Origin of the sequence: Lacrimispora sp. 210928-DFI.3.58 (assembly GCF_020554865.1) — a bacterium.
In the GTDB taxonomy this organism is placed as follows: domain Bacteria; phylum Bacillota; class Clostridia; order Lachnospirales; family Lachnospiraceae; genus Enterocloster.
This window is the reverse complement of the sequence record NZ_JAJCIC010000016.1, coordinates 20,411-35,094: the sequence shown is the minus strand read 5'-3', so window position 1 is coordinate 35,094 and position 14,684 is coordinate 20,411. Positions and strand designations below refer to the sequence as shown.

14 protein-coding genes are annotated in these 14,684 nt (G+C 49.4%); 12 read left to right on the top strand and 2 right to left on the bottom strand.

Going from position 1 to position 14,684, the window contains the following annotated elements; translation table 11 throughout:
- Positions 1-153: 153 nt before the first annotated feature.
- The 6 genes from LIZ87_RS11370 (at position 154) to gdhA (ending at position 6,399) form a co-directional block, all read left to right on the top strand.
- On the top strand, positions 154-630 hold the full coding sequence (locus LIZ87_RS11370) for a YhcH/YjgK/YiaL family protein (RefSeq protein WP_227147080.1): 477 nt from the start codon (positions 154-156) through the stop codon (positions 628-630).
- A 171-nt stretch (positions 631-801) separates the two neighbouring features.
- A complete protein-coding gene (yiaK, locus tag LIZ87_RS11365; protein ID WP_178316341.1) occupies positions 802-1,803 on the top strand; it encodes a 3-dehydro-L-gulonate 2-dehydrogenase in 1,002 nt (333 codons plus the stop codon).
- 178 nt (positions 1,804-1,981) lie between these two features.
- Positions 1,982-3,043, top strand: coding sequence for a TRAP transporter substrate-binding protein (dctP, locus tag LIZ87_RS11360; RefSeq protein ID WP_178316330.1), 1,062 nt, complete (start codon positions 1,982-1,984; stop codon positions 3,041-3,043).
- Between the two features lie 18 nt (positions 3,044-3,061).
- Complete coding sequence (locus LIZ87_RS11355; RefSeq protein WP_178316331.1) at positions 3,062-3,538, top strand: TRAP transporter small permease; 477 nt, start codon at positions 3,062-3,064, stop codon at positions 3,536-3,538.
- Positions 3,539-3,542: 4 nt separating this feature from the next.
- On the top strand, positions 3,543-4,829 hold the full coding sequence (locus LIZ87_RS11350) for a TRAP transporter large permease (protein ID WP_227147077.1): 1,287 nt from the start codon (positions 3,543-3,545) through the stop codon (positions 4,827-4,829).
- A gap of 235 nt (positions 4,830-5,064) precedes the next feature.
- Positions 5,065-6,399, top strand: coding sequence for an NADP-specific glutamate dehydrogenase (gene gdhA / locus LIZ87_RS11345; protein WP_178316333.1), 1,335 nt, complete (start codon positions 5,065-5,067; stop codon positions 6,397-6,399).
- Between the two features lie 79 nt (positions 6,400-6,478).
- Here gdhA and LIZ87_RS11340 read toward each other — a convergent pair whose 3' ends face one another.
- A complete protein-coding gene (locus tag LIZ87_RS11340) occupies positions 6,479-7,858 on the bottom strand; it encodes an MATE family efflux transporter (RefSeq protein ID WP_227147075.1) in 1,380 nt (459 codons plus the stop codon).
- Positions 7,859-7,943: 85 nt separating this feature from the next.
- A complete protein-coding gene (locus tag LIZ87_RS11335; protein WP_227147072.1) occupies positions 7,944-8,849 on the bottom strand; it encodes a LysR family transcriptional regulator in 906 nt (301 codons plus the stop codon).
- Between the two features lie 152 nt (positions 8,850-9,001).
- Here LIZ87_RS11335 and leuC point away from each other — a divergent pair, with 152 nt between their 5' ends.
- Genes leuC through LIZ87_RS11305 form a run of 6 tightly spaced genes read left to right on the top strand, consistent with a single transcriptional unit; the run spans position 9,002 to position 14,672 of the window.
- Complete coding sequence (leuC, locus tag LIZ87_RS11330) at positions 9,002-10,273, top strand: 3-isopropylmalate dehydratase large subunit (RefSeq protein ID WP_227147069.1); 1,272 nt, start codon at positions 9,002-9,004, stop codon at positions 10,271-10,273.
- The gene (locus tag LIZ87_RS11325) at positions 10,270-10,773 is read left to right on the top strand and encodes a 3-isopropylmalate dehydratase small subunit (RefSeq protein WP_178316337.1); all 504 of its coding nucleotides are present in this window, start codon (positions 10,270-10,272) and stop codon (positions 10,771-10,773) included. The genes leuC and LIZ87_RS11325 overlap by 4 nt, the downstream gene beginning before the upstream one ends.
- Positions 10,770-12,023: a pyridoxal phosphate-dependent aminotransferase gene (locus LIZ87_RS11320; protein ID WP_178316338.1), complete on the top strand. Its 1,254-nt coding sequence runs from the start codon at positions 10,770-10,772 to the stop codon at positions 12,021-12,023. The genes LIZ87_RS11325 and LIZ87_RS11320 overlap by 4 nt, the downstream gene beginning before the upstream one ends.
- Positions 12,020-13,183, top strand: a complete 1,164-nt coding sequence (locus LIZ87_RS11315) for a MalY/PatB family protein (RefSeq protein ID WP_178316339.1) — start codon at positions 12,020-12,022, stop codon at positions 13,181-13,183. Before LIZ87_RS11320 ends, LIZ87_RS11315 begins: the two co-directional genes overlap by 4 nt.
- Positions 13,184-13,198: 15 nt before the next feature.
- A complete protein-coding gene (locus LIZ87_RS11310) occupies positions 13,199-14,230 on the top strand; it encodes a tripartite tricarboxylate transporter substrate binding protein (RefSeq protein WP_227147067.1) in 1,032 nt (343 codons plus the stop codon).
- Between the two features lie 10 nt (positions 14,231-14,240).
- On the top strand, positions 14,241-14,672 hold the full coding sequence (locus LIZ87_RS11305; RefSeq protein ID WP_178316599.1) for a tripartite tricarboxylate transporter TctB family protein: 432 nt from the start codon (positions 14,241-14,243) through the stop codon (positions 14,670-14,672).
- Positions 14,673-14,684: the final 12 nt, after the last annotated feature.

Here is a 14,684-nt window from a genome sequence, read left to right as displayed (position 1 = left end):
ATAAAATAAGACTTGCTAAATTTGAGTCACTGTGCTATTATTAAATCACAGAAAGCAATCGATTGCAAAACAAAAACAAAGCGGCAGAACAGAAAAACTCAGAGAAATGAAACGGCAACAAAGCACATTCAAAAGGGGGAGTGAGATAAAGCGATGATATTTGGACATATCAATGCGCCGGAATTTGAACATGCATATGCTCCGCAGATCCGAAGGGCCATTGATTACTGCAGAAAGACAGATGTTTCCCGGATGAAAGAGGGAAGATATCCACTTGAGGGAGACAGCTTCATCGTACTGATCAATGAGCGGAGGACAGGAAAAAGGGAAGAGAAGCTTCCGGAAATTCACAGAGAGTATGCAGAGCTTCAGTTCATAGTATCGGGAAAAGAGTACATGGGATTTTATCCTGATAAGGGAGATAATGAGATCCTCAAGGACTGCCTTGAAGAAAAGGATACCTTATACTATAAGGAGAATCCGGTATCCGGAGAGGTGATGCTCCCCATGTTTACAGGCTCCTACGCAGTATTCTTCCCGGAGGATGTGCACAGGCCTTTCTGCCAGATGGACGGGCCGGAGGATATAAAGAAGATCGTGATCAAGATCAAGCTTGACACGGTCAGATAGGAAGCAGGTATCGGAAGCGAGAGCGTGCAGTTGCAGGCTCATAAATTTAAAACAAAATGGCAATCGATTGCAAATAAAAAGCACGAGAGCCAACATGTATTTCGGAAAAGCAACCAGCAGATCAAACAGTAAACCCATAAAATCAATGAAAACCAGGAGGAAATAAAAATGATGAGAGTTCCCTACGAGACAATGTTAAACGAGTTCAAGAGAGTACTGATAAAGAAGGGCTTCAAGGAGGACAGAGCAGAGGCTGCAGCTACTATTTTTGCACAGAACAGCCTGTCAGGCGTTTACTCCCACGGTTTAAACCGCTTCCCCAGAGTGGTTGAATATCTGGAAAAGGGAGAGATCGATCCGGATATCGTGGCTGAGTGCGAATTACAGCTGGGCGCATTTGAACGCTGGAACGGCCACAGAGGCTTCGGCCCCTTAAATGCAAAGCTGGCTATGGACAGAGCCTGTGAGCTGGCAAAGCAGTACGGCATCGGCATTGTTGCCCTGGGCAATAACAACCACTGGATGAGAGGCGGCAGCTATGGCTTCCAGGCAGCAGACAACGGCTGCATCGGTATCTGCTGGTCCAACACCATGCCAAACATGCCGGCATGGGGCGGCAAGGACAGAAAGATCGGCAATAACCCATTGATCTTTGCTGTGCCGAGGAGCAACGGGCAGCATGTGGTCATCGACTGTGCCGTGGCCCAGTTCTCCTACGGAAAGCTTGAGGACTGCAAGTTAAAGGGGATCCAGCTTCCTGTTCCCGGCGGCTATGACACAAAGGGCAACCTGACAACGGATCCGGCTGAGATCGAGAAGACCTGGAGAGTTCTCCCAATGGGTTACTGGAAGGGCAGCGGCATCTCCATCGCGCTTGATATGATCGGCACAGTTCTTTCCAACGGAAACTCTGTACAGACCATCGGAACCTTCGGAGACGAGGTTGGACTGACTCAGATCATGATCGCCATCGATCCTTCTAAGGCAAACACACCGGAGCTTACGGATGAGATCGTTGACAAGATCATTGCTGATGTAAAATCCTCCATTCCTGTGGAGGAGGGCAAGGATATCTTGTATCCGGGCGAGCCTGAGGCAAGAGCGATCCAGGACAATCTGGCAAACGGTATCCCTGTGATCGAGGAGAAGTGGAATCAGGTTCTTGCAATGTAAATCTTTACGGCACGAAAAGGGCCGGGCAAAGAAAAAAATGAGCCCGGCCACTTTTATGCCAAAAATCAGCTTGAATTCAGCAAAAACCGGAACCCGTGGCCTGCGGCTGCCGGGAGAGATAAAAGAAAAAGCGGTCAGGAGAAACCAGGCAAAAACAAAAAAGAGGGAGTTTAGAGCTATGAAACGGAAATTATCAATGATCCTTGCAGCTGTCATGACGGCTGTCATGCTTGCAGGATGTTCCGCCCAGGAGACATCCTCCGATGGGGCGCCAAAGCCAGAGTTAAATATCATTGTGGCACATAATCAGACATCCATGGAGAACCCATATACAAAGGCAGCGATCCGTTTTAAGGAAGCGCTGGAGGAGGTATCAGGCGGAAGGGCGACAGCCACTCTTCATCACGGTACCTTAGGTGAAAATGAATCCGAGCTGGTGGAAAAGCTGGAGATGGGAGCTGTACATCTGACCGTAGCATCCCCAGGCTTTATGACACTGTTAGGCGTAAAGGAGATCGACATGTTCTCCCTTCTGTACCTGTTTGACAGCTTTGACCACTGGGAGGCCTGTGTGGACGGGCAGTTTGGCCAGGATATGAGCAAGCTGCTGGCAGAGAAGACAGATGACCGTTTCCGCATCATGGGCTACTGGACGGCCTCTGTCCGTGATTATTACGGAAAAAAGCCGGTGGTCTCACCTGAGGACTTAAAGGGAATGACGATCCGTACACAGAGTACACCTGTTGTACAGGAATTCTGGAAGACCTGCGGCGCGATCCCGACCTCTGTTGCATGGGGTGAGCTGTACCAGGCATTGAGCCAGGGCGTAGTTGATTCTGCTGAGAACGACTACACCAGCTTCCGCTTAAAGGAGCACCACAAGACAGATAACGGCAAATACATAAGTGAGACACACCACGATTATACCACCAGGCTTTTCCTCACAACGGGACAATTCTACAATGCTCTGACAGAGGAGCAGCGGGGCTGGTTTGACGAGGCCTGCCGCATTGCCACGGAGGAAAACCGCCAGGTGACATATGATATGTTTGACGAGTCAAAGGAAAAGGTCATTGCAGACGGAGCCATTGTGACAAACTTTGAGGATGTAAATGTGGATGCATTTAAGGCGATCGCAGTTCCGATACAGGACCGTTTTGCGGCGGAAAACAATATGGAAAACTATCTGGACATCATCCGTTCAGAGGGTGAGAAGCTGAAGCAGGAAAATGCGCAGTAAGATCAGGAGGGTTTAGCAATGAATAAAGTGCTGGGTTATCTTCAGAAGCTGCAGATCGCAGCAGGCGGAGTGTTTTTGACCATATTTTTATGCAGTGTTGTAATTCAGATGGGCTGCCGTTATGTAGGAGTTGCCGCTATCTGGACAGAGGATGTTTCCATGTACTCCTTTATATGGGCCGCATTTATGGGCGCAGGAGCCATGGTGTATGAAAAACGCCACTTTGCGTTTACCTCAGTGAGCGATATGTTGAAGAATGAAAAAGTGAAACGGATGCTTTCCGTCGGTATTTCCATTGTTATGCTGGTATTTGCAGTCCTGATGCTCTACTATGGCTGCAAGATCACAAAGCAGTTCTGGAACTACCGCTGGGTAAGCCTGCCGGATCTAAAGAGAGGGCCTACATGGCTTTGTATTCCGGTGTGCGGAGGAACTTCAACATTGTACCTGATCGGACAGATCATCGAGGACGTTAAGTCCCTTTCAAGGAGGTAAGGTTATGCAGATTTTGCTGGTAGTTGTTTTTATTGCATTTGTAGTGCTGGGTGTGCCGATTTCCTTTGCCCTGGGCTTTGTGTCCTTTGCCGGAATTGCTGCTCTTCCAATTATTCCCAATAGCGTTGTATTCACAAAAATGTTCAACGGACTGAACAGCTTCACACTGCTGGCTGTTCCCCTATTCATCCTTGCAGCAAACCTAATGAATGAAGGCTCCATTTCAGACCGGCTGATCGATGTATGTACTGCCTGTGTAGGTCATGTAAGAGGCGGACTTGCACACGCGAATATCCTGGTATCTATGATCTTTGCGGGTATTTCCGGTTCTTCCCAGGCAGATACCGCAGGTGTTGGCAAGATTTTGATCCCTGCTATGGAAAGACAGGGCTATGATAAGGAGACCGCAGTAGGCGTTACAGCTGCTTCTTCCACCTTGGGTTCCATTATCCCTCCCAGCATTACCATGGTAGTGTATGCGGGAATTGCAAATGTGGGCACAGGCGCCCTGTTCATGACAGGCCTGATCCCAGGTATTATGCTGGGCCTGGCAATGATGGCAGTGGTTGTGTTCTACTCTAAGAGGAAAAACTTCCCGAAGGGGGAACGCGTTCCAACGAAAGAGATCATGAGGCAGGTATGGAGCTCTCTTCCTGCGCTGCTCACTCCTGTTATCCTGATCGGCGGTATTGTTACCAGATGGTTTACCCCAACGGAATCTGCTGCTGTGGCATGTGTATATGCTCTGATCATCGGCATTTTCTTCTACCATACCATCAAGATCAGCAGGATCCCCGCTATCCTGATCGAAACCATGAAGCTGTCTTCTTTGTCCCTGTTTGCACTGGCAACAGCCAATGCGCTGGGAGAGCTGCTCAGCTACTATCAGCTGAACACCATTGTCCAGGGCTTCTTTGTGGGAATGCCCGGCGGAAAGCTGGTATTCCTGATCGTAGTGGTGCTGTTCTTCATGTTTGTGGGAACCTTTATGGATGCAGTTCCGGCTATGATCCTGTTCGTGCCGATCATCCTTCCTTCTGCTACAGCACTGGGGATCAGCCCCATCATCCTGGGACTTATCATTGTAGTGACCCTGGCTCTGGGACTGGTGACACCGCCTTACGGCCTGTGCCTGCTGCTGGCGGGCTCCATCAGCGGGATCACCATTGAGGAATCCTTTAAGGGCGTGCTTCCGTACTTCCTGTCCTCTGTGGCAGTGCTCGTACTGATGATCGTATTTTCCGATTTCTTCCTGGCAATACCGACGGCGTTATTCCCGAACCTCTTCTAATATAACGATCATGAGCAATACCAAAAACAGCCGGTGTGTTACACGGGCTGTTTTTGGCAGGTACATTTATTTATTAAGCAGCAGGTATAGAAAATAATATTATTCTGATAATAAATTAGATATATATCCTTCTTGACTTTAACATATTAACTTGCTATACTGTTTGTTAAGTGTACGCAAAAGAAAAAGCGCATCCCTACACTATTAAACTGAAACCTATAAGGAGGGTTATCAAATGTCTTACGTTGACGAGATCTACGAGAGAGTCGTAGCACAGAATCCGGGCGAGCCGGAATTCCACCAGGCAGTAAAGGAGGTTCTTGATTCCTTAAAACTGGTTATTGATGCAAATGAGGACAAATACCGCAAGGCAGGTATCTTAGAGCGTTTCACTGAGCCGGAGAGGATCGTTTCCTTCCGCGTTCCGTGGGTAGATGACGAGGGCAAGGTTCAGGTCAACAAAGGTTACAGAGTACAGTTCAACAGCGCCATTGGCCCCTACAAAGGCGGACTGCGTTTCCATCCTTCTGTAAACCAGAGCATCCTGAAATTCTTAGGCTTTGAGCAGACTCTGAAGAACTCCTTAACCGGCCTTCCTATGGGCGGCGGCAAGGGCGGCTCCAACTTTGATCCAAAGGGCAAGTCTGACCGTGAGGTTATGGCATTCTGCCAGAGCTTTATGACAGAGCTGTACCGCCACATTGGCAAGGACACAGACGTTCCTGCCGGTGATATGGGTGTCGGCGGCAGAGAGGTAGGCTTCCTCTTCGGACAGTATAAGAGGATCACAGGCCTTTACGAGGGCGTACTTACAGGCAAGGGCCTGACCTTCGGCGGCTCCCTGGCAAGAACCCAGGCAACGGGCTATGGCCTGGTATATATCCTGGATGAGATGTTAAAGCACAATGGCAAGGAGATCGCAGGCAAGACTGTCCTGGTATCCGGCTCCGGCAATGTTGCTATCTATGCAGTAGAGAAGGTACATGAGTTAGGCGGAACCGTAGTTGCCATGAGCGATTCCAACGGCTACATTTACGACAAGGACGGCATCAAGCTGGATGTTGTAAAGGAGATCAAGGAAGTGCGCAGAGGCCGCATCAAGGAGTACGTGGATGCAGTTCCTACTGCAGTTTATACAGAAGGAAAGGGCATCTGGACCATCCCATGTGACATTGCCCTTCCATGTGCAACCCAGAATGAGCTGAACTTAGAGGACGCACAGACTCTGATCGCAAATGGCTGCTTCGCAGTGGCAGAGGGCGCGAACATGCCTTCCACCAGAGAAGCAACAGATCTCTTCGTTGAGAAAAAGATCCTGTTCATGCCTGGCAAGGCAGCAAACGCAGGCGGCGTAGCCACCTCCGGCTTAGAGCAGAGCCAGAACTCCTTAAGAATGTCCTGGACCTTCGAGGAGGTTGACGCAAAGCTTCACGGAATCATGGTTGACATCTTTGCAAAGGCTGCAGACGCAGCAGAGCGCTACGGCGTTCCCGGAAACTATGTAGCAGGCGCTAATATTGCCGGATTTGAGAAGGTAGTGGATGCGATGCTGGGACAGGGGATCGTGTAATAGACCGGTGTTCTGAATAGAAGAAGAAAGAAAAAGGAATCCCGCAGACGGGCTGTACAGGTGTCTGCGGGATTCTTTATTATTCCAGGATTTTTATCATACGAAGTTCCTTCCTTGCAAAGGTGACCGCCACCACAGCTGCCATAAAGTCCGCCACGGGAGCCGAATACATGATGCCGTCGATTCCAAGGAATATCGGAAGAATGACGATCAGCGGCAGGAGAAAGATGATCTGGCGGGTTAGGGACATGAAGATGCCCTTGTGGGCCTTGCCGATGGAGGTGAAAAAGTTGGCGGTAATGGGCTGGAGGCCGTTTAAAAAGGTGAAGAACAGGAAAATGCGGAAATACTGTTCTGCAAAGTGGAAATATTCCTCGCTTCCTGAGCCGAATATGCCGATGATCTGCCTGGGAAAGAGCTGGAAACACAGGAAGGATACGGTGGATATGGCGGTGGCGATGGAGGCGGCCTTTAAGTAGGCCTCCCGCACACGGCTGTATTTTTTTGCCCCGTAGTTAAAGCTTACAATGGGCTGCAGTCCCTGGGACAGTCCGATGACCAGGGAGAAGAAGATCATATTTACCTTTGTGATAATGCCTGCACAGGCCAAAGGGATCTCGCTGCCGTAGCTGGACTGTGCGCCATAGTAGCGGAGGACATTGTTCATAACGATCTGGACCACCATCATGGCGATCTGGTTTAAGAAGGGGGACATCCCCAGGGTGGCGATGGCCAGGCAGCGGGAGGGAATGGGTTTCAGGGACTTTAAGGACAGATGGACGGTCTTAAAGCGGGTCAGATAGAGGATGACCATGATCCCTGATACGATCTGGCCCATGATGGTAGCCAGGGCAGCGCCGGCCATTCCCATATGGAAGGTAAAGATAAACAGGGGATCCAATATGGTATTGAGAATGGCGCCTGTCAGTGTACAGAGCATGGAGAATCTGGGGCTTCCGTCTGCACGTATCAGGTTGGAGCCCCCTGTGGTCAGGATCAGGAAGGGGAAGCCTAAGGAGGTAATGCCGGTATAGGTCAGGGAGTAGTCCAGCACATCTGCAGTGGCTCCGAACAGCACCATGAGAGGATGGAGGAAGAGCCGCACGGCAATGCAGAGGAACAGGCCGATGGAAAAAAGCATGAAGATGGCATTTCCGGCATAGCGGGTGGCCTCCTCTTTCTCACCCCGGCCCATGCACAGGTTAAAGTTGGCGGCGCCTCCGATACCGCACATCAAAGAGATGGCCGTGCAGGTGATGGTAAGAGGAAATGCCACATTGGTAGCTGCATTTCCCAGCATGCCAACGCTCCTGCCGATAAAAAACTGGTCTACGATATTGTATAAGGCGCTTACCAGGGTGGCAATGATGCTGGGAATGGCAAAGCGGGCCAAAAGGGTATTGACAGGGACAGCGCCCAGAGGATTTTCGTGAGAGTTGGGGATATTGCTTTGGGGCATGGGGAACCTCTTCTTTCGTAAAAAATCGACACCTTGCCGGAATGCGAATGACAAGGTGTCATAATTGGTTAAGAAACTAACTATATTATAGCACCTGCTTAGGACTTGTGCTACCTGTTTTCTTCTCATATTCTTTTTTGATAAATTCGATCAGGGCCTTTGTATCCTTATAGATCAGCCGGTTTTTCTTTGTAATCGTATTTACGGTGATGGTTAAGGGCTCTGCAAATGGAATCGAGACAATATCCTCATTGAACATCACAGCTTCCCGAATCAGGTAAGAGCCCATGGCACTGTTGGAGATCAGATTGATAATGGTGTGGAGCTGTTTTGTATAGAGTTCCACTTTGGGGTGACAGCCCTCCTTTTCTGCCATGCGGAAGATGCGCTTATGGGTATAGGAGCCGTCAGAAAACATAACAGTCGGATATTCGCAGGTCTCCTGGAAGGTGACCTGCTTTTTTTCTGCCAGTGGATGGTCATAACTGACGCAGAAGCAGATTTCCGTTTCAAATAGAGGGCTCTGATTTAAGAGAGTACTGTCATTTTCAATGAAGGCAATGGCGATGTCCAGCTCTTCCTGGAGAAGCCTATTAATAATGTCCATGGCACCGCATTCTACCAGCTCCAGACTGATCTGAGGATAGAGGGAGCGAAAATCTCCGATGAGCAGGGGCAGTAGGAAGGCTCCCACCTGGAGAGGCAGCCCCAGTTTGATCCGATTGCGGTTACCTGTTATATCCCGGATGCTGTCTTCCAGTTCCTCCACATCCTTTAAAATTTTTGTGGCATAGGTATAGAACAATTGTCCCTCTTCAGTCAAATACATTTTCTTGTTGATCCGGTGAAACAGGTTTACATGGTATTCATTCTCCAGCTCCTTTAAAGCGGTTGTGATGCTGGGCTGAGATATATGAAGCTCCTCGGCAGCCCTGGTGATGTTCTGGTGCTCGTATACGGAAAGAAAATATTGAAGTTGTGTTAGACGCATAATGCTCCTCCTATTCATAAATTTATTCTATCACATCCTAATAAGTATAGGCAATGCCTATTTTTAAATAGAAAACCGATATTTTACAAGCGACTCTCCATCAACTACAATAAATACAACAAAATACACAAAAAAGGAGGGATAAAAAAGGAATGAGTATGACAATTTCACAGAAAATTCTGGCGCGCCACTGCAAAGTTAAGGAAGTTTTGCCGGGAGATCTGATTGAGGCTTATGTGGACCTGATCCTGGGAAATGACCTGACCGCTCCTGTAGCAATCCATGAATTCTCCGCCCTGGGAAATGCCAAGGTAAAGGAGCCTGACAAGGTGGTGATTGTTATGGATCACTTTACTCCTAACAAGGATATCAAGGCCGCAAAGCAGTGCAGCGTGTGCAGGACATTTGCCAGAGAACAGGGTATACAGTCCTTGTATGATGTGGGGAAGGTGGGAATCGAGCATGTGCTCCTGCCGGAGCAAGGCTATATCCACAGCGGAGACCTGGTTATAGGAGCGGATTCCCATACCTGCACCTATGGAGCCTTAGGGGCTTTTGCTACGGGAGTGGGAAGTACAGATATGGCAGCTGCCATGGCAGAAGGGAAGCTGTGGTTCCAGGTTCCAAAGGGGATTAAGGTATGCTTTCTTGGAAAAAAGGGAAAATGGGTAACAGGCAAGGATATTATTCTTTATCTTCTTCGTGAGCTGGGAGTAAGCGGTGCAGATTACTGTTCCCTGGAGTTTGGAGGGGAGATTGGTGAGCTCTCTATGGACGACAGGCTAACAATCTGCAATATGGCAGTGGAGGCTGGCGCAAAAAATGGCATGTTTCCAGTGGACGAGGCAGCGAAGGAATACCTGAAGGCAGTGGGAGCACCGGTGACAGAGAAGCTTGAGTATCTGAGAGAGGCCCCCGATGAGGCCTATGACAGGGTCATTAATCTGGATCTTAGAGAGGTGGAGCCTATGGTGGCATTTCCGTCAAAGCCGGACAATGGAAAGCGCTTTGATGAATTTGGTGAGATCAGAATCGATCAGGTGGTCATTGGCTCCTGCACCAACGGAAGGCTTTCCGACCTAAAGCAGGCCGCGGATATCCTGCGGGGCAGGAAGGTGGCAGAGGGGCTTCGGGCTATCATCATACCGGCTACGCCGAAGATATATCAGCAGGCCATAAGTCTAGGGTATATAGATGATTTCATAGAAGCAGGCTGTGCAGTGATGACGCCTTGCTGCGGTCCATGTATTGGCGGAGGCATGGGAATACTGGCAGAGGGAGAACGGGCGCTTGTGACGACCAACAGGAATTTCAAGGGCAGGATGGGACATGTGGAGTCGGAGCTTTATCTTTGCGGTCCGGCGGTGGCAGCAGCTAGCGCCATTACCGGAAGGATTACCCATCCTCAGGAGGTGACGGCATGATAATAAAGGGAATGGCAAGGATAGTTGGAGATAATGTAGATACGGATCAGATGTATCCCTCGCGTTATACCAGCACCTCGGAGCCGGAGGAGATGGCACAGCATTGTATGGAGGATTACGATCCCGGCTTTTTAGACAGGATGAAGAAGGGAGACTTGATCATAGCGGGAGCAAACTTCGGATGTGGTTCCTCCAGGGAGCATGCACCTAAATCCATTAAGGCGGCTGGTTTTTCCTGTGTGATCGCAAAAAGCTTTTCCAGGATATTTTATAGAAATGCCATCAATATCGGTCTTCCTATCCTGGTATGTCCAGAGGCCGTAGATGACTGCCTGGAGGGGGATGAGCTCACGGTAGCGCTTGAGGAAGGGAGTATCCTGAACAAGCGCCTGAACAAGGAATACCGGGTGCAGCCGTTTCCCGCATTTTTGCAGGGCATCATGGCGGAGGGAGGACTTATGGGAAGAATCAGAAAGGAAATGGAGAGACAAAGAACATGAGATATGTGACATTAGCAGATCATGCATTGAGGCCGCAGCAGAAGGACAAGATTTTTGAGGCCAGCAGCAGGGCAAAGGCGGCGATCAAGGAGCTGGGGGAGGAGAATGTGATCAATTCCACCTTAGGAGAATGTCTGGATGATGAAGGACGGTTGATGGTCCTGCCTTTGGTGGAGGAGCGAATCCGCAGCATGTCGATCGAAGAAATGTTCAGCTATGCGCCCATCGCAGGTGTACAGGGCTTTAATAAAGCAGTGGAGGTAGCTCTGTTTGGAGATAATAACAGAGGCTTTGTGATCGAGGCGGTTCCCACGCCAGGAGGCTGCGGCGCTTTGCGTCATGTGGTTTGGAATTATCTGGACATGGGAGAAGCCGTTATCACAACAGAATTTTACTGGGGACCCTATAAGGGCATCTGCGAGGAGCATGGAAGAAAGTTGGAGACCTTTTCCATGTTCAACAGCCAGGGCGGCTTCAATTTGGAGGCGCTGGATGAGAAGATGGCAGAGGTGGCAGAGCGCCAGAAGCAGATTCTTCTGATATTAAATACCCCGGCCAACAACCCTACGGGATATACCATGACGCCTCAGGAAATGGCGGGGGTAGTGGAACTGATCCGTAAATATGCGAAGGATGAGGAGCGTAAGATTACCCTTTGCCTGGATGTATCTTATATTGACTATGATGCAGAGTTTGAGGAGTCCAGAAGGATATTTGATGAGCTGACAGATATGCCGGAAAATACCATGGTGACAGTGATTTTCAGCATGTCAAAAAGTTTTACTATGTGCGGGCTGCGGTGTGGTGCTATTGTCTGCTTGTCTCCCACAGAGGAGGCGGCGAGATGCTTTAAGGATGCCATGACATTTTCATCCCGTTCCACCTGGTCCAATGTCATCCGTCCGGCCCAGAAGGTGCTGGTGGATATTTGTTTGGATGAAGATCTAAAGCGGGAGGCGGACAGTCAGAGAGAGAAGTTTCGCCAGATTATTACAAAGAGAGGCCATACCTTCCTGGAGGAGGCTGGCAGGGCAGGACTTGCCTGCTGTCCTTACAAGCACGGCTTTTTTATCACAGTGCCCTATGAGAATGCAGATAAGCTGGCCCAGGCTCTTCAAGAGGAGCAGGTGTATGTGGTTCCTCTGGTAAAGGGTATCCGCTTCTCCCCCTGTGCAGTGACGGAGGAGAAATGCCGCAGGGCACCGGGGATCATTAAGAGGGTTATGGAAAGACTGGAGGGGGAAGCATGAGAATACATAATTTTGACGAGTTGGTAGAGCGCCGGGGCACAGATTCCAAGAAATACCATCCCGCCTTTTATCCTCAGGACGTGATTCCTATGTGGATCGCAGATGCTGATTTCTTGAGCCCTGAACCGGTGGTAAGGGCTATACAGGAGAGAGCAGCTCACGGAGTCTATGGCTATACCCATACATCCGAGCGGATGAAGGAGGCGGCAGCCGGATGGATGAATAACCGCTTTCAGATGAATGTGAGGAAGGAGCAGGTGGAGTTCTGCCCCGGAGTGATCGGTGGAGTGATTGCCGCTATCCGGGGACTCACAAAACCAGGAGACAAGATCGCGATCCAGACGCCAGCTTATCCGCCTTTTACAGATGGGATCCTGAATAATGGCAGGAGGATCGCAGAGAACCCTCTGGTCTTACAGGATGGACATTATGAGATCGATTTTGAAGGTTTTGAGCGTCAATGCCGGGACCCGCGCACGAAGCTGTTTATCCTATGCAGTCCTCATAACCCTACAGGAAGAGTGTTTACAAGGCAAGAGCTGAAACGGATGACGGATATCTGTCTGAAAAATGACGTGGTGATTGCCAGTGATGAGATACATTGTGACATTACATATGGGGATCATGTCCATATCCCCACAGCTTCCCTGTCGGAGGAGGCAGCAATGAATACTATTTTCTTCATCAGCCCCAGCAAGACCTTCAATCTTCCAGGGTTTCGTACAGCTGTGATGATATCGGCAAATGACAGGCTTAAGAATGAGGCCCATGAGATCTTGGTAAGCAACAAGGCCACAGGGGAAAACATTTTCGGCACAGTAGCCTTCTGTGCGGCCTACGAGGAATGCGGTTATTATGCGGATCAGATGAAGGAATATATGGCGGGGAACCTGTCCTTGGTGAAAAAGGCCGTGAAGGAGCTTCCTGGAATGGAGCTTGTGGAGCCGGAGGGTACATACCTGTTTTGGATCGATGTGAGGGGACTGGGAATGGAGCCAAAGGAGATCATGGAGCGTTTTGTAGGAAAGGCCAAAGTAGGAGTTCAGGACGGGCTTCATTTTGGCGAGGCGGGAAGGGGATTTGTGCGTATGAATGCAGCCTGTCCCAGGGCGCGTCTTGAAAAAGCACTGCAGCAGATAAAAGAACATTTTTATGAATAAGGAGGAAAAGTGAAGATGAGGAAAATGGTTGGAGTTGTATTGGCAGCAATGATGGCAGCATCGGTATTGGCAGGCTGTGGCTCAAAAACAGAGGCTGGGAAGGCGGCAGCACCGGCCACAGAGGCAGCGGTAAAGCAGGATGGAACTGCAACAGCGGACACAGTATTTCCAGAGAAGAACATCAAGATTATTGTGCCGTTTGATGCAGGCGGCGGCGTAGACATTACCTGTAGAATCTTATCGGAGGCAGCAGGCAAGAATTATTTCAACGGACATTCCATTATTGTTGAAAATATGCCGGGCGGAGGCGCTATTATCGGACAGACGAACGTGGCCAATGCTGCCCCGGACGGATATACTATGTTAGCTGCATCTGCAGCCCTTGTCACTAATCCGCTGTTTAATGAGACGCCATATGAGACATCAGATTTCCGTTCTATCGCGATGTTATGCTTTGATCCCATGTGTATCATTGTGCCAAAGGAATCTCCTTATAATACACTGGAGGAGCTGATAGAAGCGGCAAAGACCACTCCTCTTAAGATGGCTACTCCGGGCCACACCACATCCCCTCATCTGGCGGGCGTACAGATGGAGGAAGAACTGGGCGTACAGTTTGACTATCTCCACAATGACAGTGCTAATGTCCAGTTGCAGCAGGTAATGGGAAATCACGTAGATTGTGCCCTTTTGTCAGCGGGCGAGGCGGCTTCTACCATCAGCGAGGGCTCCGTGAAGGGACTGGGTGTTATGAGCGAGAATCGAGCAGCAGCTACACCGGATGTGCCCACTTTTATGGAATGTGGTTATGATATGGTAGTGGGAACCTTCCGAGGCCTCTCTGTGCCAAAGGATACGCCGGAGGAGGTAGTGGCAGTGTTGGATTCCACCTTTGGGGAGATCATCCAGACAGAAGAATTCCAGAAAAAGATGGCAGATTCCAATATGCCTGTCACCTATAAAAATGCTGCTGATTTTGAGGCATTCCTGACAAACTATGCGGATACCATGGCGAAATTAAAAGCGATCGTTGAGGCAGGAGAATAGGAGGGATTCTATGTTCCATAAAAAAACAGAAGCAGCCATGCCCCTGGCATTTATGCTGCTGGCACTGGTAACTTTTATATATACCTTAAGAATACCGCGTGATGACGGGATGTTCCTTAAGCTGATTGCAGGAATCATGTTTGTAAGTGCTGCCGGGATTTTATATTTCACGCTGAAGGAAAAGAAGAATACCGTGAATCTGGAGGGCGTAGACGTAAGGAAGGTGGTCATTACTGTCGTTATACTGGCCCTGTACACGGTATCCCTAAAATGGATCGGTTATATTGCAGCTACTTTCGTTTTGGGAGTATTTACCATCCGCTTCTTGAATTATAAGTTCTGGCCTGCAATCATTGGGTTTAGCGCACTGGTTACGGTATTAAGCTTTGGCGTGTTTCAGGTGCTTTTAGGAGTGCCGTTACCGGCGCCCTTCTTTCTATAATAGTAGGAGGTT